Annotated in this window: 20 protein-coding genes; 8 read left to right on the top strand and 12 right to left on the bottom strand. The window is 72.7% G+C overall.

What is annotated here, in order from left to right:
- Nucleotides 1–190 precede the first annotated feature (190 nt).
- Together ACIBLC_RS38670 and ACIBLC_RS38665 are read left to right on the top strand one after the other, a co-directional pair.
- Nucleotides 191–931, top strand: coding sequence for a VWA domain-containing protein (locus ACIBLC_RS38670; RefSeq protein ID WP_399216171.1), 741 nt, complete (start codon nucleotides 191–193; stop codon nucleotides 929–931).
- On the top strand, nucleotides 928–1,170 hold the full coding sequence (locus ACIBLC_RS38665; protein ID WP_399216170.1) for a hypothetical protein: 243 nt from the start codon (nucleotides 928–930) through the stop codon (nucleotides 1,168–1,170). The genes ACIBLC_RS38670 and ACIBLC_RS38665 overlap by 4 nt, the downstream gene beginning before the upstream one ends.
- On the opposite strand, the gene ACIBLC_RS38660 is transcribed toward ACIBLC_RS38665, so the two are convergent.
- From ACIBLC_RS38660 to ACIBLC_RS38640, 5 genes are all read right to left on the bottom strand, one after another.
- Nucleotides 1,151–1,585 (bottom strand): SRPBCC family protein, encoded by a 435-nt coding sequence (locus ACIBLC_RS38660; protein WP_399216169.1) that lies wholly within the window; start codon nucleotides 1,583–1,585, stop codon nucleotides 1,151–1,153. The genes ACIBLC_RS38665 and ACIBLC_RS38660 overlap by 20 nt on opposite strands.
- A 61-nt stretch (nucleotides 1,586–1,646) precedes the next feature.
- Complete coding sequence (locus ACIBLC_RS38655; RefSeq protein ID WP_399216201.1) at nucleotides 1,647–2,228, bottom strand: TetR/AcrR family transcriptional regulator; 582 nt, start codon at nucleotides 2,226–2,228, stop codon at nucleotides 1,647–1,649.
- A gap of 22 nt (nucleotides 2,229–2,250) precedes the next feature.
- A complete protein-coding gene (locus ACIBLC_RS38650; RefSeq protein ID WP_399216168.1) occupies nucleotides 2,251–3,084 on the bottom strand; it encodes an alpha/beta fold hydrolase in 834 nt (277 codons plus the stop codon).
- Nucleotides 3,085–3,533: 449 nt separating this feature from the next.
- Complete coding sequence (locus ACIBLC_RS38645) at nucleotides 3,534–4,316, bottom strand: enoyl-CoA hydratase/isomerase family protein (protein ID WP_399216167.1); 783 nt, start codon at nucleotides 4,314–4,316, stop codon at nucleotides 3,534–3,536.
- Nucleotides 4,313–5,128, bottom strand: coding sequence for an SDR family NAD(P)-dependent oxidoreductase (locus ACIBLC_RS38640; RefSeq protein ID WP_399216166.1), 816 nt, complete (start codon nucleotides 5,126–5,128; stop codon nucleotides 4,313–4,315). Before ACIBLC_RS38640 ends, ACIBLC_RS38645 begins: the two co-directional genes overlap by 4 nt.
- Nucleotides 5,129–5,362: 234 nt before the next feature.
- Between ACIBLC_RS38640 and ACIBLC_RS38635 the strand changes: the two genes are divergently transcribed.
- The 5 genes from ACIBLC_RS38635 (at nucleotide 5,363) to ACIBLC_RS38615 (ending at nucleotide 14,024) form a co-directional block, all read left to right on the top strand.
- Nucleotides 5,363–6,469, top strand: a complete 1,107-nt coding sequence (locus ACIBLC_RS38635) for a 3-oxoacyl-[acyl-carrier-protein] synthase III C-terminal domain-containing protein (RefSeq protein ID WP_399216165.1) — start codon at nucleotides 5,363–5,365, stop codon at nucleotides 6,467–6,469.
- A gap of 242 nt (nucleotides 6,470–6,711) precedes the next feature.
- The gene (locus tag ACIBLC_RS38630) at nucleotides 6,712–9,384 is read left to right on the top strand and encodes a LuxR C-terminal-related transcriptional regulator (protein WP_399216164.1); all 2,673 of its coding nucleotides are present in this window, start codon (nucleotides 6,712–6,714) and stop codon (nucleotides 9,382–9,384) included.
- 186 nt (nucleotides 9,385–9,570) lie between these two features.
- Nucleotides 9,571–10,188, top strand: coding sequence for an RICIN domain-containing protein (locus tag ACIBLC_RS38625; protein WP_399216163.1), 618 nt, complete (start codon nucleotides 9,571–9,573; stop codon nucleotides 10,186–10,188).
- A 68-nt stretch (nucleotides 10,189–10,256) separates the two neighbouring features.
- Nucleotides 10,257–11,624: a calcium-binding protein gene (locus ACIBLC_RS38620; RefSeq protein ID WP_399216162.1), complete on the top strand. Its 1,368-nt coding sequence runs from the start codon at nucleotides 10,257–10,259 to the stop codon at nucleotides 11,622–11,624.
- Between the two features lie 801 nt (nucleotides 11,625–12,425).
- The gene (locus ACIBLC_RS38615) at nucleotides 12,426–14,024 is read left to right on the top strand and encodes an alpha/beta hydrolase (protein WP_399216161.1); all 1,599 of its coding nucleotides are present in this window, start codon (nucleotides 12,426–12,428) and stop codon (nucleotides 14,022–14,024) included.
- Nucleotides 14,025–14,142: 118 nt separating this feature from the next.
- Here ACIBLC_RS38615 and ACIBLC_RS38610 read toward each other — a convergent pair whose 3' ends face one another.
- A complete protein-coding gene (locus ACIBLC_RS38610) occupies nucleotides 14,143–15,066 on the bottom strand; it encodes an RNA polymerase sigma-70 factor (RefSeq protein WP_399216160.1) in 924 nt (307 codons plus the stop codon).
- Entirely contained in the window at nucleotides 15,063–15,986 is a 924-nt protein-coding gene (locus tag ACIBLC_RS38605) for an NAD-dependent epimerase/dehydratase family protein (protein ID WP_399216159.1), read from the bottom strand. The genes ACIBLC_RS38610 and ACIBLC_RS38605 overlap by 4 nt, the downstream gene beginning before the upstream one ends.
- A gap of 426 nt (nucleotides 15,987–16,412) precedes the next feature.
- On the opposite strand from ACIBLC_RS38605, the gene ACIBLC_RS38600 reads away from it, so the two are divergent.
- The gene (locus ACIBLC_RS38600) at nucleotides 16,413–16,793 is read left to right on the top strand and encodes a DoxX family protein (protein ID WP_399216158.1); all 381 of its coding nucleotides are present in this window, start codon (nucleotides 16,413–16,415) and stop codon (nucleotides 16,791–16,793) included.
- Nucleotides 16,794–16,859: 66 nt separating this feature from the next.
- Here the strand turns inward: ACIBLC_RS38600 and ACIBLC_RS38595 are convergent, their stop codons facing one another.
- From ACIBLC_RS38595 to ACIBLC_RS38575, 5 genes are all read right to left on the bottom strand, one after another.
- A complete protein-coding gene (locus ACIBLC_RS38595; protein ID WP_399216157.1) occupies nucleotides 16,860–17,609 on the bottom strand; it encodes a sigma factor-like helix-turn-helix DNA-binding protein in 750 nt (249 codons plus the stop codon).
- 417 nt (nucleotides 17,610–18,026) lie between these two features.
- Nucleotides 18,027–18,368, bottom strand: a complete 342-nt coding sequence (locus ACIBLC_RS38590; RefSeq protein ID WP_399216156.1) for a hypothetical protein — start codon at nucleotides 18,366–18,368, stop codon at nucleotides 18,027–18,029.
- Nucleotides 18,369–18,532: 164 nt separating this feature from the next.
- A complete protein-coding gene (locus ACIBLC_RS38585; RefSeq protein WP_399216155.1) occupies nucleotides 18,533–19,603 on the bottom strand; it encodes a polyprenyl synthetase family protein in 1,071 nt (356 codons plus the stop codon).
- 487 nt (nucleotides 19,604–20,090) lie between these two features.
- The gene (locus ACIBLC_RS38580) at nucleotides 20,091–21,485 is read right to left on the bottom strand and encodes an MFS transporter (RefSeq protein ID WP_399216154.1); all 1,395 of its coding nucleotides are present in this window, start codon (nucleotides 21,483–21,485) and stop codon (nucleotides 20,091–20,093) included.
- A 124-nt stretch (nucleotides 21,486–21,609) separates the two neighbouring features.
- Nucleotides 21,610–22,881 (bottom strand): cation:proton antiporter, encoded by a 1,272-nt coding sequence (locus ACIBLC_RS38575; RefSeq protein WP_399216153.1) that lies wholly within the window; start codon nucleotides 22,879–22,881, stop codon nucleotides 21,610–21,612.
- Nucleotides 22,882–23,260 lie beyond the last annotated feature (379 nt).

Genomic DNA, 23,260 nt, shown 5'->3' with positions numbered 1-23,260 from the left:
CGCCCGCTTACCTGCTCGACGGCGGCGCAGGGGGTGGCGCCGGGCCCGGATCTGGGCCGGGGTCCACCGGCGTTGAGCCTGCTCACTGTCACGTCACCACGTACGCATGAAGAAATCCTCTACCGGCCTCGAGGTACTCCCCGAGCACGCACAATGGCCAGCGCCCGCTACAGAAACGGCGACCACGACCATGAGCGACGTGCGCGACGCAGCCCCGGCGATCGGCCTGTCCAAGATGCAGGCCAAAGCTCCGGGCCTCGTCAGTCTGTACAAGAGGGCCGGTTCCAGCCTGCGTGCGCACGGCCTCGAGGGAGTGCGCGCGGCGGTGTATCTGGTCCTGGACCGGTCCGGCTCGATGCGGCGCTACTACACGGACGGCACCATGCAGCACCTGGGCGAACAGGTCCTCTCCCTGTCCGCCCACCTCGATGACGACGGCACCGTACCCGTCGTGTTCTTCTCCACCGACATCGACGGGTCCACCGACCTGCGCCTCGGCAACTACGCGGGCCGCATCGACAAACTGCACGAGAACCTCGGTCACATGGGACGCACGAACTATCACTGGGCCATGGACGAGGTCATCGACCACTACCTCGAGTCCGGCAGCACCGACCCCGCCCTGGTGATCTTCCAGACGGACGGCGGACCCCCCAGCAAGGCGGCCGCCGAACGCTATCTGTGCAAAGCCGCCCGCCTGCCGCTGTTCTGGCAGTTCATCGGCTTCGGCGACCCCGACGACAATGAGTTCACCTTCCTGCACCGTCTTGACACCCTGGCCGTACCCGCCTGCCGGATCGTCGACAACGCGGGCTTCTTCCATGCCGGCCGCGACCCCCGCGCGACCAATGACGGGCTGCTGTACGACCAGCTTCTGCAGGAGTTCCCTCATTGGCTGTCCGCGGCGCGCACCGCGCAGGTCATCACGTGAGCGCGAAAACGTCCTCACGCTGGGCTCCGGCCCCAGACCAGCTGCCGGGTGACCTCGCGGAACTCGCCGGCCCTGTTGCCTCGCCGGCCGAGTTCAACGCGCTGGTCGGCCAGTGGGATCTCGGCGATGAAGGCCGCCGGCTGCGTTCGCGCACCCGCATGATCGGCGAGGACGGTGACCGCTGGTGCAAGAGCGTTGTCCTGGCAGGTGGGGGCGTGGTCAGCGTGTGCTGTCGGTGAGTCCTTCGACGCGCTGCTTGAGGCCGTTGTTGAACGCGGCGTACCCGTCGCGTTTGGGCGTTCTCACCAGCCGCCGGGTCAGGGTGACCAGGGCGCCGGAGAACTCCTCGTGGTTGGTCAGGCGGGTGGTGCCGTCGTGGTTGGGAGAGAGGACGAAGGAGTGCTGGCCGTGGAACAGGTGCTTGGTGCCGAGCGTGCCGGTCCACCGCAGCTCCTGGCCGGGTGTTGCGACGGTGACCGTGGGTCTGAAGGTCATGCCCGGCATGCGCATGGTGAGTCGGCTTCCCACGTGAGCGGTTCCCTCGGCTGAGGTGAAGGTGCTCCACTCGCCGTAGGCGGCGAAGTCGGTGAGGACGTCCCACACCGCTTCCGGGGTGGCGTCTATGTCGATGACGGCGGTGAGCACTGCGTCCATGACGGTTTCCACTTCTGACGGGTGCGGGGAGGAGGGGTTGGCAGTCCGGTGGCCCAGTGGTCTACCGGTGAGGATCGGCAGGGTCTGCGACGGCGGTGGGATCCGTGGCCGTGGTGGCGCGAAGGCCACGGTCGACGAGGTCGATGAGGTATTCGAAGCTCTCGCCGAGGTCGGCGGACCACTGGAATCCGCCGGATGCCTGCAGGTTGGCGAAGCCGTGGAAGACACTGCGCACCGCCCGCAGCGCGTGGGTCATCTCCTGGGGGTCGATGTCGTATCCCCGCAGTACCGCCTCGAAGGGTCCGATCCCTCGCCTGGAGGCGAGCATGATCGGGTCGTCGGGGCCGGTCGGCGTGAGGCCGAGGGTGGCCGCGTAGCGGCCGGGGTGGGCGAGTACGAAGTCGCGGAGCGCGCCGGCCGCGGCGGCCAGGGCGTCGCGTCCGGCGCGGCCCTGGATGGCCGTGCCGATCGCGTCGGCGGCCTCGTCGAAGGCGAGCGCCGCGATGCGCCGGTGGAGGTCGTCCTGGCTGGCGATGTGTTTGTAGAGCGACGGGGCGCGCACGCCGACCCGCTCGGCCAGCCGGCTCATGGTCAGCTCGCTGAAGCCGATCTCGTCGGCGAGGTCGGCGGCGGCGACGACGATCGTGGCCGCGTCCAGGCCCGCCCTAGGCACGGACGCCGGCCAGGAAGGTCAGGACCGGGGCGAGGGTCTGCTGAGGGAACTGGACGTGCGGGTAGTGACCGGCCCCCTCGATCATCTCCAGCCGGCCCAGTCCGGCCGGCAGGTCGGCGACGATCGCCTCGCCCTCGGCCTGCGGTGAGGCCCAGTCGGGGTCGAGGGTGCCCTGCACGATGAGCACCGGGCAGGTGACGTTGCCGAGCTGCTCACCGGCGTCGGCGGGGGAGATCTTGCCCATCGCCTGCAGGACCTTCATCCGGCCGGGCTCCTCCAGCATCGCGGTGATCTGCTGCAGGCGGGTGTCCCAGTCCGCGGGCTTGGGGCCGGGGTAGGCGGCGTCCAGGTACTTGGCCCACTGCCGGGTGCTGCCGAGGATGGTGGTGCCCATGAGATGGGTTGCGCCGCGGCGGTAGCCGGCCACCCGCAGGTCACCGAGCCGGATCTGCTGCTTGCGGGTGAAGGGCGCGAGTTCGACCAGTGCGGTGACGAGGTCCGGGGCCTTGGCCGCGGCGATGGTGACGGCACCGCCGGCGATGGAGTGGCCGACGAGTATCGCCGGCCCGCCGAGGTGCTTCACCAGGGCGATCAGGTCACCCGCGAGGTCGGTGCGGGTGTAGGACGCCCAGCCGACGCTGGACTCGCCGTGGCCGCGCAGGTCCACCGCGGCGACTCGGTACCCGGCTTCCACCAGGGCGGGGGTGAAGAACCGGTAGGCCTCGCGGCTGTCGCCCATGCCGTGGGCGACCACCACCAGCGGCCCGGCGGTGCCGCTCATCTCGTAGGCGATGGTCCCACCGTCGACGTTCAGGAACTCGGTCACGACTACCTCCATGTGGTCCGCTAGCCCGGCGGCTAACTGCATTAACTAAAAGCTATCAGCATTAGCCGAGAAGTCAATCCGATGATGGAACCGCGGGCAGGGCTGTGCGCACCTGGAGGCCACGTGGCACGCCGAAGATGCGGGCACCCTGCGATCTCCCGCACTGCCCGCACACGGGCCGGGGGCGGCGACCGGCACCGACACGGCCAGATGAGACGAGCATGTTCGAGACCGGGAGAGCCGTGCCGTCGCACGCAGCAGCGCTGCTGATGCCATCGCGACAACGGCGCCGGGCGGAGTGGCTCTCCGCTGCCGAAGGACCTCGACCTGCCCGGCGGCGGCCGCGGTGGTGGGCGCCCACGGCGCCGACAGCACGGTGTCCGTGGAGCTGGCCTGCCCGGCGTCGGCCGTGTCACAGGTACCGGCGGCGGGCGGGCTGTTCGGCCGGGTCAGGCCAGGGCTGTGGGCTGCCGGTCGGGCTGCGAGTGGGCTGGTTTCTGGAAGCGGTGGAAGTGGGGGGTGCGTTGGCCGGTGGTGAGGAGGGGGGTGAAGAGGGTGAGTTCGAGGTCCAGGCCGTGGTCGAGGGGGCCCTCGAAGGAGGCGTCCGTCGCGCGTTTGGCGGCGGTGAGGGCGGCGGGCGGGCCGGCGGTGTAGCGGCGAGCGCGGGTGCGGGCCGCGTCCAGGAGGGTGTCCTCGGGGACGATCTCGTCGACCAGGCCGATGCGTTCGGCCTCGGTGGCGGTGACCTGGCGGCCCGAGAAGAGGATGTCCTTGGCTCGGGAGAGGCCGATGAGGCGGGGCAGGCGCTGGGTGCCGCCGGCGCCGGGGATGAGGCCCAGGGGGATCTCGGGCAGGCCGAAGCGGGCAGTGGGGGTGCAGATGCGGATGTCGGCGGCGAGGGCCAGTTCGCAGCCGCCGCCCAGCGCGTAGCCCCGCACGGCGGCGATCACAGGGACGGGCAGGGCCGCGACCTCGCGGGTGAGGCGGCTGATGCGGGCGGCGTAATCGGCGACCTGGGCCGGTGTCAGGGTGCCCATCTCCGCGATGTCGCCGCCCGCGGAGAAGTGGCCGCCCGCTCCGGTGAACACGACGGCGCGTACGCCGGTGGCCCCGCGCAGTTCGCGCAGGGCGGCGTCGGCCTGGCGCTGCTGGGCGGTGTCGAAGAGGTTGAGGGGCGGGCGGTCGAGGCGTACCCAGGCGAGTTCGTCCTCGTAGTGGACCTCGACGCTCACAGCACGCCTCCGTCGACGTCGAGGATGTGGCCGTTGATGTAGGAGGCCGCGGGGCTGACCAGGAACACCGCCGCGTCGACCGCTTCCCGGGGGGTGCCGGCCCGGCCGGACAGCAGGCGTGGCCAGTACAGCTGCCGCAGCCGTTCGTCGGCCGCGACCGCCTCGCCCATGCCGACGGTGAGGATGCCGGGGGCCAGGCAGTTGACGCGGATGCGGCGGGAGGCGAACTCGACGGCGCAGCAGCGGGTGAAGGCCTCGACGGCGGCTTTGGAGGCGACGTAGGCGCTGGCGCCCGCGGTGGGGTGTGAGGTCATCGCGGAGGACACGGTGAGGATGGTGGCGCTGTCGCTGCGTTCGAGGTGGGGAAGGGCCTGCTGGACGGTGTGGAAGACGCCGTCGACGTTGGTGCTCATCACCTCGCGCCAGTGGTCGGCGCTGAGGCGGCGGACGGTGTTGTTGCGGGTGATGCCGGCGTTGGCGACAACGATGTCGATGCCGCCGAGGCGGTCGGCGGTCTGCTCCATCAGGCGTTGCAGGGACTGCGGTTCGCGGACGTCGCAGGGCAGGTAGGCGGCGCGGTCGCCGTAGGGGTCCAGGACCTCGGTGACGCCGTGGTCCTGTCTGGCCGCGCACACCACGTGGGCGCCGGCGCGCAGGAATCCCTCGGCGAGGTGGCGGCCCAGTCCGGTGGTCCCGCCGGTGATGAGGGCTCTGCGGCCGGCCAGTTGGGCCGGTGCCGGCTGCTGTGGGACCGCCCCGGCCGCGGGGCCGGGGGTGCCGGGGCTGTCCGTCTGCTGTGTCGTGACCGTCACTGGGCCGCGCCTCTTCTCGCTGTGGGCATGGTTGTCGGCGGAAACCGTGAGTGATCGTTTCACCGGTTCGGGCGGGAGACCGCCTCGATGTCCGCGAACGGGTGAACTCCCGTGGTGTTCCACTCCGTTGGCGCAACTGCCGCTGGCCCGGTGCGGTGGCCGGGTCCGATGATCCCCACGTTCTTGGCGCGCGCCCGCGGTCGGGCGGACGCGCATCTCTTTGGAGGTCTCCGCGTGCAGGTCCGCCCCTTCCCCTACGAGATCGGCGGCGTCTGCGCCGAACTCGGCACAGTGATCGACATGGAGTCCTGGGCGCGCCTGGCGCGGGTTCCCGACCGGCGCAGGCCCGGGGCGCAGCTGTCCGGGGAGACCATGACCCGGCTGCTGGCGGTGGAGTCCAAGGCGTGGGATCCGAAACGTTTCGCCGATCTGGAGGCGGTGGCGCGGGTGGGCCGCGGCGCGCTGGACAGTGCCCAGCTGGCCGCCGGTGAGGTGACGGCGGTGGTGCTGGTGACGTGTACGCCGTATCAGGTGATGCTCGACCAGGACGCTTTCGCGCTGCTGCGCATGCTGGGGATCGCGGACGATGTGCCGCCGGTGCAGCTCGGGGCGGGCTGTGCGGGGCTGGCGCGGGCGGCGGCCGTCGTGTCGGCGACCGCGACGCAGCGGGCGCTGGTGATCGCCTACAACGTGGCCAGCCGGGTCAGCACCGCGCCCGACGGCTCCCTCCTGCCCCACTACGCGGACAACGCCGTACACCCGTACGGCAGGAATCTGTGGGCGTCGCCGGCGCTGTTCTCCGACGGTGCGGGGGCGCTGGTGCTGCGGCGGCGTGAGGACGCGGGCGGGGCGGTGCTGTACTCGCGTGACAGCCAGTCCTTCGGCCGGGAGCCGGGGCTCACCGATCCCCTGATCCATTTCCCGGGCGGCGGCAGTCTGCATCCCGCGGGTTCGGCCGGCTCGTGCGAGCTGTCGGGCTACGGCATGAACGCGCCCGAGATCCAGCGCTACTACAGCCGGGGCATGACCCTCAACCACCAGGCGCTCGAGGAGTCGCGTCCCGGTTATCTGAAGGAGATGGGCCGGCTCTACACCCATCAGGCCAATCCGCGGCTGGTCGATGCCTTCCGTGAGGAGATGGGGCTGTCGCCGGAGCAGGCGCCCTCGCACGTGCGGACCGTCGGGAACACCGCGGCGGCCTCGACGATCGCGCTGCTGCACGCCGATCTCGCCACAAATTCGGTTGGCGCGTCCGAGGAGGTCTGCTTCTCTGTGGTGGGTTCCGGGCCCGAACGCGGGGCGCTCATCACGCCGGTGCGGGTGCCCGCGCCGCGCCGCTGAGACGTGCCTCCCCGGACGGACGCGGGTATGCCCGGAGATGGCTGCCTATCGAATATTTATCTTCCTCTGTGACCCTTCTGACGTGTCGTCGGCCGTTCGTGGAACTGCCGGTGGCCGCCGCTCCCGCGCACCCGGGTGGGGGCCTGCTCCGGCCGAGGTGGCGGAGCAGGAGCCGACAGGGGTGCGGGAGTCCTCTGGGGCCGTGAGGCGGGGCAGTTGAGGGGGCCGGGGTGCAGGGTCGGGTGGGGCGTTGGCCGTTGGTGGGGCGCGGGCCGGAACTGGAGGCCTTCGCTTCGGCGTTGGCGGACCGGGAGTGCCGGGGGTTCGTGGTGGGCGGGCCGGCCGGGGTGGGCAAGACCCGCCTGGCCGAGGAGTGTCTGGAGCGGGCCGCGGCGGCGGGGCTGCGGGTGGGGCGGGCGACGGCGAGCGCGGCGGCGGGCGCGGTGCCGCTGGGGGCGATCGCGCATCTGCTGCCCTCGGGGGTGGACCTGTCGGATCCGGTGGCCGGGTTCGCGGCGGTGGCCCGGGCGCTGGCGACCGGGCCGGGGCCGCGCCGGTGGGTCCTGTCCGTGGATGACATGCATCTGCTGGATCCGGCTTCGGCGGTGCTGCTGCGGCAGTTGATGGACACCGGGGTGCTCGTGCTCGTCGGCACGGTCCGCAGCGGTGAGCCGTACGGGAAGGCGGTCGCCGCGTTGTGGGGCGGGGACGCGGTACGCCGGGTCGATCTGGGCGTGCTGAGCCCTGGGCAGGTGGAGGAGCTGCTGCAGGCGGTGCTCGGGGGGCCGCTCGCCCGGCGCGGCCTGCTCGAGCTGTCGGCCGCCAGCGGCGGCAACGTGCTGTATCTGCGCGAGCTGGTCCTCGGCGCGCTCAGTGGCGGGGAGCTGGCCGAGGACGGGGAGATCTGGCATCTGCGGGAGGGCCGGCTGCCGGGCACCGCGCGGCTGGCCGAGGTGATCGGCAGCCGGCTGGCCTCCGCCGACGCGGCCGGGCGGCCGGTGCTGGAACTGCTCGCCCTGTGCGAGCCGTTACCGCTGGCCGACGCCGAAGTCCTCGCGCCGCCGCACGTGCTGGCGGCCCTGGAGCAGGCCGGGCTGATCCGGGTGGTCCAGGAGCGGCGGCGTACCGCGGTGTCGCTGGCCCATCCGCTCTACGGCGAGGTGCTGCGGGCCGCTCTGCCGGTGCTGCGCCGCCGGGTCCTGCTGGTGGAGCAGGCCGCGCGGGTGGAGGCCCGCGGCGCGCGGCGGCGCGGTGATCTGCTGCGGATCGCCGGCTGGCGGCTGACCGCCACCGGCACCGCCGACCCCGCGCTCCTGGTCCAGGCCGCCGCCCTGGCCCGCCATGTGCACGACTATCCCCGGATCGTGGCGTTCCTGGAAGCGCTGCCCGGGACGCACCGCACCTTTGCGACCGCGCTGATGCTGGGCAACGCCTTCTTCGAGATGGGCCGCTGGAAGGAGGCCGAGGAGGTCCTCGCGCCCGCGCAGGAACACGCCGCCGGCGAGGAGGAGCGGATCGCGGCCGTCCTGGTGCGCACCGCCGCCCTGCTGTGGAGCAACACCCCCTCGTCGGTGGCCCTCGCGGTCAGCCAGGCCGCGCTGGAACAGATCGGCACGCCGGCGCGCCGGCGCAAGCTGCGGATCAACGAGGGGTTTTTGAGAGTCGTGGCCGGCCTGCCCGCTCAGGGACTGGCTCTGCTGGAGGACCTGGAGGCCGACATCGCCGACGCCCCGGACATCAATGTCTGGATCCGCGGCGCGTGGATGAAGCCGTTCGCGCTGGCGCTGGTGGGGCGCACCGGTGCGGCCGCGGTGTGGGCGCGGCGCTCCGACGCCGGCCACCGCGAGGTCGACGAGCACGCCCTGGTCTCCCACCCGGCCGTCCAGCGCATCCCGCTCGTGCTCGCGCTCAGTGAGGCCGGGCGGCCGGCGCAGGCGCTGGCCGAGGGCGAGCGCGGCTATGGCGAACTCGTCGCCGCCGATTCCATGGTGCGGGTGTGGATGGCGGTCTTCCTGGGCCGTGCGCAGTGGCTGGCCGGGCATCCGGTGACCGCGCGGCGCTGGTGGGCCGAGGGCGCGGCGCTGGCCCGGTCCATCGACCACGCCATGGCGCTGCGGCCGGCGCTGGGCGGTCTGGCCGCGTGTGCGGCCGTACTGGGGGATCTGGAGGCGGCCGAGGCGATCCTGGCCGAACACCGGGCGCTGGCGCCGACGCCGCCGGGGCTGGTGTCCGCCGGGGAGGAGTGTCTGGGTGAGGCGTGGCTGCTGGCCGCCCGCGGGCACCTGGGGCAGGCGCGGGCGGTGCTCACCGCTGCTGCCGGTGTCGCCCGCGGCAGTGGTCACCTCACCGGTGAGGCGCTGCTGTTGACCGATGCCGCGCGGCTGGGCGGGGCCAGGGAGACCGCGGGCCGGCTGGCCGAGCTCGCGCACCGCTGCGACGGGGAACTGGCGCCCGCCCGGGCGCAGTTGGCGGCGGCGCTGAGCGCGGAGGATCCGGGCCGGCTGCTGCTGGCCGCGGACGTCTGCCAGGCGGCCGGTGCGGACCTGCTGGCCGCGGAGGCGGCGACCGCCGCCGCGACCGCCTGGAGCCGTGCACACCATTCCCGCCGTGCCTCGGCGGCCGCCCACCGGGCCGCCCTCGCGCTGGCCCGCTGCGAGGGGGCGCGTACCCCGCTGCTGGCCACCGCGCCGGCCACGGCCGCGCTGACGGCCCGCGAGCGGGAGATCACGCTGCTCGCCGCGGCCGGCAACGCCAGCAAGGACATCGCCCAGGCGTTGGCGCTGTCGGTGCGCACGGTCGACAACCATCTCCACCACGCCTACACCAAGCTGGGCGTCACCACCCGGCGCGAGCTGGCCCAGACCCTGGCGGCGGCGCCGGGCGGAGGTCCGGAGCGGGCGCGCCGTCCCTCGTAGCACCCGCGGTGTGCCCCTCCCCCGGTGCTCAGGACCGGGCGCCGTCGCCGCCGCCCACCGTCCTTTCGGGGCTCAACGGGCTTGGTTCGGGGGGCGGTTGAGTACTGGCTGCTCAAGCCAGGGCGGGGTGGCAGCGGCAGAGTCTCTCCCGTGAACATGCCAGCCACGATGTGACGGGGGAACAGCATGCGCAAGCGGATCTTGTTCGCGGCTCTGGGGGCCTCGGCGGCCCTCGGTCTGGTGACGGCCGGCACCGCGGCCGCCACCAGTGCTGACGCCGGCAGTGCCGGCGCGGCCGCGCCGCGGGTGATCGACGTGACGTCGGTGTCGCAGATCCCGGCCGCAAAGGAAGGCCTCGCGGCCTCCCCGGCGGGGATCAACGCGATCTTCCGGCTGACCATGACCAACAACGAGGGCGGCCAGTGCCTGGACGGGGACGCCGACACCATCGGGACCAACGGGACCGTGGTGCAGCTGTGGGGCTGTAACGGCGGGTCCAACCAGACCTGGCTGTGGGCTCCCGCGGCCGGGCAGCCGGTCGGCTACTACACCATCCAGAACGCCCGCGGGAACCAGTGCCTGGACGGCAACGCCACCCAGATCCCGGCCAACGGGGCCGGGGTCCAGCTGTGGGCCTGCAACGGCTGGAGCAACCAGACCTGGGTCTGGCACGGGGCCACGCTGACCAACCTCCAGGGCGGCCAGTGCCTGGACGGGGACCTCACCCAGATCCCGGCCAACGGTTCCCGGGTCCAGCTGTGGGCCTGCAACGGCTGGAACAACCAGAACTGGACGACTCACTAGCAGCGGCGCCGACCGGGCGCCGCGTCAGGAAGGGCCACATGGGCGCGAGAACACGGGGGAGAAAGCTGATGGAGCGCGGAACGCAGCGAAGAGCGGCGGCCTTGGTCGCGGTCCTCGCCGGGCTGGTCCTGGGGGCTGCGGGGCCGGCCACGCCCGCCTACGCCCTGAGCACCTGCAACGGGGTGGAGGCCAACATCGTGGGTACGGCGGGGGACGACACGCTCTCCGGCACCGAGTTCGCGGACGTGATCGTGGCCGGTGACGGCAACGATGTCGTCTCCGGGCTCGGGGAGGCCGACACCGTGTGCCTGGGGGCGGGCAGGGACGTCTTCTTCGGCGGTGACGGCGACGACGTACTGCTCGTCGAGGCCGCCGCCGACGGCAAGGACGCCTTCTTCGCCGGGGCGGGCCGGGATCTGGTGGACTACAGCGCCCGCACCACGGCGGTGAACGTCAGCCTGGACTCGGTGGACGACGACGGAGCACCGGGTGAGGGCGATCTCAACGACGCCGGCGTGGAGTTCGTCCGGGGCGGCAGCGGCGGTGACACCCTGACCGGAGGTCCGTCCAACACCTTCGAGGACATCCGCGGCAACGGCGGCGGTGACACCATCACCAGCGGGGCCGGCGGCACCAGCCAGCTCGTCGGCGGCGCCGGGGACGACACCATCAGGGCCCGTGCCGGCGCGGGCGCTGTCCGTCTCTTCGGGGAGGCGGGCACCGACACCCTCACCGGGGGCGGCGGCAACGACGTCCTCAGCGGCGGCGCCGGCGTCGACACCCTCACCGCCGGAAGCGGCAACGACTCCCTCAACGGGGGTTCCGAGGCCGACACCCTCACCGCGGGACCGGGCGACGACACCCTCGCCGGGGACGACAATCCCAACACCACCATCGGCGACGGCGACACCCTCAACGGCGACGCCGGGGACGACACACTCCGCGGCGACGTCGGCGTCGACATCATGCGCGGCGGTGACGACAACGACCGGCTGAGCGGGATGACCGGTGACGACATCATGGCCGGCGGCGCGGGCAACGACCTCGTCGACGGCGGCGACGGCGACGACACCTCGATCGCCGAAGCCACCTCCGCCGACGGGGCCGACACCTTCTTCGGCGAGGCGGGCACCGACACCATGTCCTACAGCCTGCGCAACACCCCCGTCGCGGTCACTCCCGACGACCGGGCGGACGACGGCGCGCTCACCGAGGGCGACAACATCGCCACCACCGTGGAGAACATCACCGGCGGACAGGCCGGCGACTTCCTCTTCGGCAACGCCGCGGCGAACAAGCTGTTCGGCGGCTCCGGCAGCGACCGCCTCGACGCGGTCGACGGCATCTCCGGCAACGACATCGTCGACGGCGCCCAGGGCGTGGGCAGCGACGACTGCACCGCCGACCCCGGCGACAGGGTCGACAACTGCCCCTGAAACAGGGTCAGTTGCCCCGAAGGGCCGGGGACGGGACGGCCAGGACACGGCGCCGCCCCCGACCCGGCTTCCGGGACGGGCACGGCATGCCGAGCAGGCGGGTTCACCCCCACGGCCACGGGGGTGAACCCGCCTGCTGCCCGTTTGCCCCCGCCCGATGCGCGGCGAGCCCGGCCACGACGGCGCAGCCGGGCGGAGGCCAGCCGCGCCGGCCCCCGCCCACCCGGTCACGGTGGGCGCGCGGGGCGGGGAGGCACCGCGGGATGCGGTGGGAGGTGCTGACCGCGGCGATGACCGCGGCGGCGCTCCGCTCTTCGCGGTCAGCAGTACATCGAACAGCAGAACCGGGCCGGAGCCCGATGCACCGCGAATGAATCCCGGCGGCCCCCCGGCCAGGTGACTCCGCCCCGCGGGAGGCGGGCATGAGCAGCCGCGGCGTTCCGCGGGGCGGCGGCCGGCGGCGCAGCGGGCTCTACCTTCCGGTAGAGGCACGGTTCCTGCCGGTGGCCGACGATTCGTCATCCGTCCGCCGGAATGCTGATGGCCATGGACTCCACCGCACAGGCCGGCGCCGCCGCCACCGTTTTCTCCGTCAGCGGCGGCGTCCGTGCGCGGACGGTTCCCGTCATGCGGCCGGCCGCTCGGCGCCGCGCCGCCGGCCCTCTTCGCCGTCAGAGCCGGACGGAGCGGGCGACGCCGCAGCCGCAGCGCCGGCTGAGCTCGCGCGGTAGGCCTCCAGTACGCCGCCCAGCACCACCCGCCGGTCCCAACCATGCTCAGCCACAAGGGGAGTTGACCCTCATGCGTCTCCAGACCGCCAGTGCCCTGTCCCTCACCGCCCTGCTGCTCGCGGGCACCACCACCGCCTGCCGCACCGACCAGGACGCGGCCGGCAGCGGCCTGGCCGCCCTGCCCGCCTCGCTCACCGGCCAGAAGCTGAGCTGGAAGGCGTGCCCGGCGCCCTCCGTCCTCCAGGGAACCGACGAGAAGCCGCAGCCGCTCGAGGACGGCACCGTGTGGCAGTGCACCACCATGCAGGCGCCGCTCGACTACGCGGACCCGGAGGGCGAGAAGATCGCCCTCGCTCTGGTCCGTGCCAGGGCCAAGCCCGTGAAGAAGACGAAGGGCGCGCCCAAGACCCGTATCGGCTCACTCGTCTTCAACTTCGGCGGCCCGGGCGGCTCGGGAGTGGCCACCCTCCCCCAGTACGCCGAGGACTACCTCAAGCTGCACGAGCGCTACGACCTGGTCAGCTTCGACCCACGCGGCGTCGGCGACAGCCAGGGCGTACGGTGCCTGGACGACAAGGCCCTGCAGAGCTGGTTCGCGACCGACTCCAGCCCGGACGACGCCACCGAGGCGCGCCAATACCGGGAGGGGTGGCGGAAGTTCGCGCGGGGCTGTGCCAGGAACTCCGGCAAGGTACTGCCCCACGTCGACACCGTCAGCGCCGCCCGTGACATGGACCTGATGCGTCAGGTGCTCGGCGACCGCAGGCTCAACTACCTGGGCATCTCCTACGGCACCGAACTGGGCGCCGTCTACGCCCACCTGTTCCCCCGCCGGGTCGGCCGCACCGTCTTCGACGCCGTCGTCGACCCCACCAAGAACGACGCGGCCGGCGCGCTGGGGCAGGCCCGGGGCTTCCAGCTCGCCCTGGAGAACTTCATGAAGGAGTGCGCCGAGGTGCGCGACTGCCCCACCGGCGCCGGCGCCGAGGCCCGCAAGGACACCACCGCGGGCACCCGGAAGATCGCCGCCCTGCTGGAGCGGATCGACCGCAAGCCGCTGAGGACCGACGACGGCAGCGGCCTCACCCAGGCCGAGGCCGCCACCGGCATCATGGCCGCGCTGTACGGGAAGGCGACCTGGGGCTTCTTGAAAGCCGGCCTGCACGACGCCCTGGTCAAGGGCGACGGCGAGTGGCTCCAGCTGTTGGCCGACGGCTACTACAGCCGCGACGACAACGGCCACTACAGCAACCTCCACGCCGCCAACACGGCGGTCATCTGCGCCGATTCCAGCGACCGCTACACCGAGCGGGACATACGCGGCCGGCTCCCCCGGTTCCGCAAGGCCTCGCCCCTCTTCGGCGAGTCCATGGCGTGGTCCCTGCTCAACTGCGCCGACTGGAAGGTCGGGCCCGGCTCCTCCCCGACGGTCGAGGCCGGCGCGAAGGGCGCCGCGCCCATCGTCGTGGTCGGCACCACCGGCGACCCGGCGACACCCTACGAGGGCGCCCACCGCATGGCCGAGGAACTCGGCGAGGACGTAGGGGTCGAGGTCACGTACAGGGGCGACGGCCACGGCGCCTACCCGGGCAGCGCCTGCGTCACCGCCGCGGTGAACGGCTATCTGCTCAACGGGAAGGTGCCCGCCGACGGCACCGTCTGCTCGTAGCGCTACGTCCGCACGCCGGCCCTCGGGCCCGTGCCAGGGTCGAGCGGCATTGTGCACCAGGCCGCAGACCGCGGTCGGGGCCGCGGGCCGTGGTCGGACCGTGGTGCGGCGGGTGCTGTCAGTCCGTGGTGCGGCGGCCCCGGGTTGCCTCGCGGTTGACCGCCCAGGCGTCGGCGACCGGGCCCAGGTGGCCGAGCTTGTCGGGGTTGCTCACCGAGCGGATCGTCTGGATCTGGCCGTCGAGGACGTCGAGGGTCCAGGTGTTGATCACCTTGTTGTCCCGGTCGCGGAAGACCGCGCCGGGCTGGCCGTTGACCTCGTGCGGTTCCATCGTGGCCTCCACCCGCGCGACCATGGGGAAGAACGAGACGAGCAGCCGGGCCACCTTGTCGGCGCCGATGACGGTCCTGGCCAGCTGCGGGGCCTTCCCGCCGCCGTCCCCGAGCAACTGCGCGTCGGCGGCGAGCAGTTCCCGCAGGCAGTCGACGTCGCCCTCGCGCAGGGCGTCGAAGAACCGCTCGGCGAGCTTCTCGCGCTCCTGGCGGTCGGCCTCGAACCGCGGACGGCCGGCGTCCATGTGGCGGCGGGCGCGCACCGCGAGCTGGCGGCAGGCCGCCTCCGAGCGTCCCAGCGTCGTGGCGATCTCCGGGAAGCCGAAGGTGAACACCTCCCGCAGCACGAACACCGCCCGCTCCAGCGGGCTGAGCCGCTCCAGCAGCAGCAGCGCCGCCATCGACAGCGAGTCCGCGAGCTCCGCGGAGCGCGCCGGATCCTCGTACGGGTCGGTGAGCAGCGGTTCGGGCAGCCACTGTCCGACATACACCTCGCGCCGGACCCGGGCCGAGCGCAGGACGTCGATCGAGATCCGGGTCACCGTGGCCGAGAGGAAGGCCTTGGTCGACGTGGGCTGTGTCGCGGAGGCGTCGAAGCGCAGCCAGGTCTCCTGGACCGCGTCCTCGGCCTCGCTCACGCTGCCCAGGATCCGGTAGGCGATCGAGAACAGCAGGGGCCGCAGTTCCTCGAACTCCTCGGTCCGCCTCACGCCGGCTCCTCCTTGAATCCCTGGCGCCACGAGGGGTGGCGCAGTTCCCAGCCGAGTTCCCGCCTGGCCTTGGCGTTGGAGAAGCCGCGTCCCTCGGTCATCATCGTCACGGCCGCCTGTCCGGCCAGCAGCCGGGCCGCCCATACGGGGATGCGCGGCGGCCGTTTCGCTCCCGCGCAGGCCGCCAGGTGGGGCAGCCACTCGCTGACCGGGGCGGGTTCGTCGTCGACGATGTTGAACACCCCGGCCGCCTTCTGCTCCATGGCCAGTACGGTCGCCTCCGCCGCGTCGTCCAGATGCACCCAGGAGAAGTGGCCGGTGCCCTTTCCCACGAGCGGGAGCCTGCGGCGGCGTACGAGTGTGACCTGGTCGTCGGTGGCGCCCGGGCCGTAGAGGCCGCCGTAGCGCAGGGCCGCGCCGCCGGCCCGCAGGACCCTCTCCACGAGGTGGCGGACGGCCTGTGCCGTCCCGCGTGCCGTCGTCCCCTCCTCCGGGTCCAGCGGGTCCTCCTCGGTCTTGACCCAGCCGCCCTCGCGGATGCCGCCGGCGACGGCGGCGCTCTGGGCGAGGACGTGCGAGACGCCGGTCGCCTCGGCGGCGGCCATCAGGTGGTCCGTTCCCTCCGAGCGCAGCCGGTTGGTGGTGCGAAACCATCGGTCGGGGTGCTTCATGTCGGCCTTCTCGGCGTCGATCGCGGTCATCTGGTGCACGATCGCGTCCGGCCGGGCGGTGGCCACGGTCTCGCCGACCGCCATCGCGTCCAGGCCGTCCATCACGACCCCGACCGCGCCCAGCCGCTCCAGCAGGCCCAGCCCGGCCGTGCGGGTCGTCGTCGCCGTCACCTGGTGGCCGCGGGCCAGCAGGCGCGGCACCAGCCGCCGCCCCATGACCCCCGTACCGCCTGCCACGAACACGCGCATGACCACCGCTTCCCGATGCCGGAGCCTGTCTCCGCAACTGAGACGAGACAGCCCCGCCGTCTGTGACATGACCGGGCGGAACCCGGGGAGACGAACCCGGCGTCCGCCGTGCGGGTGCCCCCGCGCGGCCCGGGGATGTCACGGCGTGCGCCCGCGCACCGGCGGGCGCGCCCGGTGCGGGGTCCTGGTGAATCCGGGGAGCGGCCACCCGTGTCGAAGTCCGCCGCCGTCCGTTGTCGCTTCAGGACGAACTGACCGATAACCGGGCTCTTCACCTCAACCCACCCGACGGGGACCTCTCTTGAGCGCACTGACCGGCAACCGCGTCCGCCCCCTGGGGCCGGCCGGGCCCAGGAGAGGCCGCCGGGCCCCGATCGAGGCTCCGCCGAAACCGGAGCCGGCTGCACCCTTTCAAGGAGAAACCGAATGAACCTCGCCCTGTGGATCGTTGCCGGGCTGCTGGCTGTCGTCTTCCTGGTCTCCAGTTGCTCCAAGCTGTTCATGTCCAAGGAGAAGCTGGCCTCCCAACCCGGCGCAGGGTGGACGCAGTTCTTCAGCGCTGGCGCCATCAAGGCTCTGGGAGTCGTCGAGGTGCTGGCCGCGGCGGGTCTGATCCTGCCCGCCGCGCTCGACATCGCCCCCGTGCTGGTGCCGGTGGCCGCCGTCGGTGCGGCGCTGCTGATGGCCGGCGCGGCCATCACCCGTTTCCGCCTGCGCGACAAGCTGATCGCGGTGGATCTCCTCTACCTGGCCCTGGCCGTCTTCGTGGCGTGGGGCCGCTTCGGTCCTGAGTCCTTCACCGGCTGACCGCGCGGGAGTCGAGGAGTCCGGGATACGGGCGGTGCGGCGCCGGTGAGGTGTCTTCCGGGCGGGTCAGGTGGTTGCGGGGGCGTCCGTCACCGGGCTGCTCAGACCGTGAGGGCCGGTCAGCCAGCGGATCGTCTGGACCCGCCCGTCGAGGATGTCGAGTGCCAGGGCGCTGAGGACGGTGCCGTTGCGGTCGCGGAAGACGGCGCCCGGGTGGGAGTCGACCTGCTGCGGCTCCATGGTGACGCCGATGCGGACCAGGGCCGGGACGATCGCGGCGAGCACCCGGGCCACCCGCTCCGCGCCGACGATGCGCCGGGGCCAGGGCAGCGTTCTGCCGCCGCCGTCGCTCGCCATCGACACGGCGGCGGCGAGCCGGCGGCAGGCCGCTTCCGAGCAGCCCACGGTCGCGGCGATCTGGGAGAGGCCGCACCCGAAGACCTCCCGCAGCACGAACACGGCGCGTTCCAGCGGGGACAGCCGCTCCAGCAGCAGCAGGGCCGCCGTCGACAGCGACTCGGCCAGCTCCGCCGGACGTTCCAGGTCCTGGTAGGGGTCGCCCGCCGGCGGCCCGGGAGCCCACGGCCCGGCGTACCTCTCCCGCCCCGCGCGCGCCGAGCGCAGCACGCCGGCCGAGATCCGGGTGACCTCCGCCGACAGGAACACCCGGCCGGTGGCGGGCACCGTGGGGGCGGCCTCGTAGCGCCGCCAGGTCTCGCGCACCGCGTCCTCGGCCTCACTCGCGCTGCCCAGGATCCGGTAGGCGATCGAGAACAGCAGGGGCCGCGACTCCTCGAACTCCTCGATCCGGCTCACGCACGTCCTCCTGTCCCCGCTCGGATCCAAGCCGCCACGGCCAAGGGCGCGGCTCCCGGCCGGACTCCCCCTTTGACGGGCGGGAGTCCGCTCGGCTGTCGCCGTGAACGAGGAGCCTCTCGCCTCAGGCTCGCCGCGTGCCGGGGAAGACCCCGGCCACCGTCACCGCCTCACCGAACGCAGCGCACCGGCGCTCGCCTTCCCGCCTCACAAACGGCCGTCAGTTACGAGACGAGACAGCCCTGGCATCAGTGACACGACAAGCGAAGAGCATCGGGACGAGAACGCCGGCAGGGCGTATACCGTCACGCCCGCCCGCCCCGGGGGAAGGGAGGCGGGCGGGCGCGACGGCCCGCGGCCCCACCCCATGACAGGGCGGAACCGCAAGTCCCTTACATGCACCGGCTCTTGACGCTGTCAGCCGGAGTACGGCCGTGGCGCGGGACGCGTTCGGGCAGCGCTGTCCGGGCCGCGCGCGTCCTGCTGCTCGTGCCGGCCGGCGTACACCGCGAGGAAGGCGGCGAGTGTGCGCACCCCGCCGCCGCCCGGGCCCAGCCCGGTGAGCGGGATGCGCTGCCCGAAGCCCGCCGACAGCGCGCTGTGCGCCCGCAGCGCGGCGGCGGCCAGTTCACCGCACGGGCGGCGGGCATGGGCGTGCGTGGGGTCGGCGCAGGTCATGGAGAGAGCCTCGGCCCAGGCCCGGGGCACGAGTTCCGCGTCGTACGCGGGCGGCTTCACGGCAGGTACGGCAGCGCTCATCGGCTTCTCTTTCCTTCGCCGGGGTCCGGTGGTCTCCTGCTCCGGTGCGTGCGCGGGGGCTGTCGCCTGCCGCTGTGCGGGAGTTCACGCGGCCCCGCCCGCCACCGCCGTGCCGTGGGAGGCGGGGGGGGCCGGCGGGCCGGTGGAGTTGGGGTGTGGGGGTGTCAGTGGCTCCGGTAGGCGACCTGGGTGGCGAGGCGGGAGAACTCGTGGCGCCAGGCCTCGTCCAGTCCCGAAGTGGCCAGCGAGGCGCAGGCCTTGTCGACCAGGCCCGCGATCGTGCGCTCGACGGCGGCCCGTACGCCGGTCTCCTCCAGGATCTTCCGCAGCAGTGCGACGTCCCACGGCTTGCCGTCCCTGCGGTCCAGGAGGTCCCGCACCCGCGGGTCACGCTCCGCGGCCAGTGCCAGGAGCAGCGTCATCTTGTGTTCGGCGAAGTCCAGTCCGGTCGGCTTGCCCGCGTCCTCGGTGGAGCCGAAGGCGTCGATCAGGTCGTCGCGCAGCTGGAACGCCTCGCCGAGCGCCAGGCCGTAGCCCTCGAAGGCGGCGGCCATGTCGGGCCGGCCGGCGAGGGTGGCGCCCAGCACCAGCGGGCGGTGGATCGTGTAGCGGCCGGACTTCTGTACGGCGATCCAGCGCGAGAGCGCGGGGTCGCCGATGCCCTCGGCGGCGACCACCATGTCCAGGTGCTGGCCGATGACCAGTTCGGCCCGCAGTTCGTTCCACACCCCCCTGGACAGGGCGGGGAGTCGGGCGGCGAGCTGGTCGGCGTACACGAAGGCCAGGTCGCCCGCGAGGACGGCGACGCCCTCGCCGTAGCGGCGCGACTCGCCCTGCCAGCCGCGTGCCCGGTGCTCGGCGGCGAACACCTCGTGGACGGTGGGTTCGCCGCGGCGCAGCGAGGAGTTGTCGGCGATGTCGTCGTGGATCAGGATGAAGGTCTGCAGCAGTTCCAGGGCGGCCGCGGCGTCGACGGCGCCCGCGGAGGAGGGGCTGCCGCCCGCGGCGAGGAATCCGCTGAGGCAGAACTTGGGGCGCAGCCGCTTGCCTCCGCTCGCGATGAACGTGGCGATGGCGTCGGCGCCTTGGGCGGCCCGGGGGTTGATGTCGAACCAGCGGGACTGTTCCTGCGCGATGAAGCTCCGCAGCCGCTCCTCGACACGGGCGAGGAGTGCGGCGCGGGTCTCTTCGATCGAGGAGAGGTCAGCGTCGTGGGGCGGGGACGTGGTCGTCATGGCAGGCCTTCTTCGCTGGATGGACGCGTCGGATCGGTCATCGGGTTCATGTGTTCCGGGCAGCCGGGGCCCCGGGAACGGGTGGCGGCCGCTCTGGTCAACTGCGGTGCGGCGCGCACCCGGTGAGGCCCGGGGTGCGGGGCGTCCGGGCGGTGACCGCCGGCGCCGTCTCGCGGCCGTCACTGCCCGGGGCAGCGGCATCGGCCGGAGGGGCTGTGGAAGCGGGGCGTCTCCCCTGGTTCCGCTCGCCGTGGCGGGAGTGCGCCGAGGTGTGCTCCGGCCGGCGTAGGGGCTTCCGCGCGGCGGACCCGATGCGCCGGGTCCCGCGCGCCCTGGTGGACGCCGTACTCCCCTCCACCACCGTACGGCGGGTTCTGGGCAGGGAGGACGTGCCGAGATAGTGACACGCTCGGCGTCCCCGCGCCAAGGGCACCTCTCAGCGGCCGTCTCCGGCCCTCTCCGTGCGCGCAGAGAGGGCCGGAGGCGCTCACACCTGTTCGGGGGCGGGGGTGGAAGCCGGGAGTGGGCGGGGGGCGGGCTGCGGCACCGGCGGGGGGCCGGAGCGGCGGGCGTTCAGCGTGAGGGTGGCCACGATGCCGACTCCGACCGGCACGGTGAGGGTGAGCAGGACCGTGGACAGCGACCAGCCCGCGTTCGCCATCAGGCCGCCGAGCAGACCACCGGCCACCGGGCCCAGCTTTCCCGCGCTGTTGGCCCAGCTCATGCCCGTGGCGCGGGCGGACGGCGGGTAGGCGACCGCGGCGGTCGCCTGCAGCGAGGCGTTGGCCGCCGGGAGGCAGAGTCCCAGGACGAACGCCCCGGCCAGCAGCGTGGGGAACCGCTCCGCCCACAGGCCTGACGCGGCGAAGCAGACCAGGGCCAGCCCCCACAAGCCGAGCAGTGCCCTGAGCCGGTCCAGCCGTTTGAGGGCGAAGGACACCGCGAGCTGTCCCATCAGGCCGCCCCACCCGAACACCGCGATGGCCACCGCGGCCTGTGAACCCGTCAGGCCGGTGCCGGCGCGCTCGGCCAGCAGCGGCAGATAGCTGAGGATCACGAAGACGACGCCCTGGCCCACGAAGAAGCACAGCCACAGCAGGAGGGTGGTGGGGGCGAAGTCCCGGGACAGGATGACCCGGGCCGGCGGCCGCGGCTGCTTGCGCAGCACGGTCTGTTCCAGGGCCACGCCGGACAGGTCCCGGCCCGGAGCGACCGCGGTGAGAGCCTCGCGCAGCTGTGCCGTCCGCCCGCGGGCGGCGAGCACGCTGACGGACTCCGGGACGAACCGCAGCACCGTGGGGATCAGCAGGAGCGGGGCGATCCCGCACACCGCCAGCAGCGTGGGCCAGCCGAACGCGGGGATGAGGACCGAGGCGAGCAGGCCGCCCACCGCGGTGCCGGCCGTCACCCCGGTGAAGGCCAGCGCGACCATCTGGACCCTGCGCCTGACCGGGGTCCAGTCGGCGACCAGCGCCATCACCGTCGGCAGCACCGCACCCAGCCCCAGGCAGGCGACGATCCGCAGCCCGGTGAAGGCGACGATCTCCTGCGTGAGTGCCATACAGGCCGTGCCCAGGCCGAAGACGGTGATGCCGGTGACGGTGACGACCTTGCGCCCGTGCCGGTCGGCGAGCGGGCCGGCCACGACACCGCCGACGATCATCGCCAGGACACTCATCGTCACGGTGATGGTCACCGTGGAGGTGTCGGTCCCCCAGTCGTCCTCGATGCGGGGGTAGACGAAGGCGGCGACGGCGGCGTCGAGGCCTTCGGCGATCATCATAAGCAGACCCAGCACCACGATGAGCCGCTGCCGACGGCTCATCGGACTCTGGTCGATGAACTCTTGCGGACTCAGCTTCGCTGAAGCGTCCGTGGTCATGGGCGAACCCCTTTCGTTCCGAAGGTGCGGGGAAAGACCGTGCAGGCACAGGCAGGGCCGCACGCGTGTCGCGTGCGGCCCTGCAGCCCTGCGGGAGATGCGGTGGCCGGGCGTGGGGCGAGGGCTAGCCGGCGGTGCCCGCCGTTCCCGCCACCTGCTTGGGGACGTCCAGGGGCCGGGGACGGTCGTCGTCGGTGGGCCGGCCGATGAGCCAGGTCAGCAGCGGGCCGGCCATCGCGGTCGTGACGACAGCCATCACCACCATGAGGGAGTAGAGGTCCTGCCCGATGAAGCCCAGTTGCAGGCCCACGTTCAGGACGATGAGTTCGGTCAGGCCGCGGGTGTTCATCAGGGTGGCGAGTGCGGCGGACTGCCTGACCGGCATCCGGTTGAGGCGGGCGGCGGTGAACGCGCCGGTGAACTTGCCGCCGACGGCCACCAACAGGATCAGCGCCAGCGCCCCCAGGCCGCCCAGGTCCAGTCCCGAGAGATCGACCTTGAGACCGGCGACCAGGAAGAACACCGGCAGCAGCAGCGCGCCGTTCATCTGCCCGAGGCGGTCGTGCACTTCGGTGCGCAGCTGCTCGCTGCCAGTGCGCGGGAGGATCATGCCGAAGAGGAAGGCGCCGAAGATGTAGTGCAGACCCACCCACTCGGTGGCGGCGGCGGACAGCAGCAGACCCGCGAGCACGCACGCGAACACGGTCGGGGTCAGGCGCAGTCCGGGCCTGCGGGCCACGAAGCGGTTCAGCAGGGGCCGCAGTATGAAGAGCATGCCCAGCAGGTAGGGGACGGCGAACAGGATGTGCCACTGGTCGGCGCCGGCCGAGCCGCTGATGGCGACCACGGCGGCGAGCACGGACCAGGCCAGGACGTCGTCGATGGAGGCGCAGGCCAGTGCGATCACACCGAGCGGAGTACGCGTCATGCGCCGGTCGGAGAGAATGCGTGCCAGTACCGGAAAGGCCGTGATCGACATGGCGATGCCCATGAAGAGCATGAACGCCGTCCGGTCGCCGGTGCCGTAGTCGTCCATCAGGTAGAGCGCCAGGAGCGTGCCGAGACCGAACGGCAGCACGATGGAGCTGAACGAGACGGTGGCGGCAAGGCTTCCGCTGCCCCGGATCATCGCGGCGTCCCACTCCAGGCCGACGATGAACATGAAGACCGCGACACCGACCGCGGCCAGGGCACTGAGCAGGGGCCGGATGGTGTCCGGGAAGAGGAAGTCGGTGACCGCCCCGTGGAAGAGGGTCGGTCCCAGCGCGATGCCGGCGAGGACCTCACCGATCACCGCCGGCTGGCCCAGCCGCCGGGCCAGCGCGCCGAGCATGCGGGCCAGGAGCACCATGACGGCGAGGCCGACGAGAAGTGACGTGGTCTGATGCGTATCCATGACATCCGTCTCCGTAGATCGCGGTCCGTCCTGTGCCCCTGTGCGGTGCACGAAGCGCGGGCGGGCAGGGGCAGGCAGCATGAGAGGAAATACCCGGGCAGCGGAGCGATACGTGATGTCCTGGCCCGCTGTCGGGCGTCGGCCATGGTCCACACCGTTGCGGTGGCGAGCTTCCAACTGCGGTGCCGCGGGCCCCGGGAGGGGCCGAACAGCAGTTTTCCGTCACGCAGTTGAGGCAGACCAGCGTCTGCTTCGAGCCCTCCTCGAGACAGCGGCTTCTCAGCCGGTGACTGTCCAGGTGTCGTTGCCGGTGAGGAGGGTGGCGAGGTCGCCTTTGCCGTTCTGTTCGATGGCGGTGTCGAGTTGGTCGGTCATCTGG

The organism is Streptomyces sp. NPDC050535, from assembly GCF_044457665.1.
In the GTDB taxonomy this organism is placed as follows: Bacteria; Actinomycetota; Actinomycetes; order Streptomycetales; family Streptomycetaceae; genus Streptomyces.
This window is presented reverse-complemented; position numbering and strand designations above follow the sequence as displayed.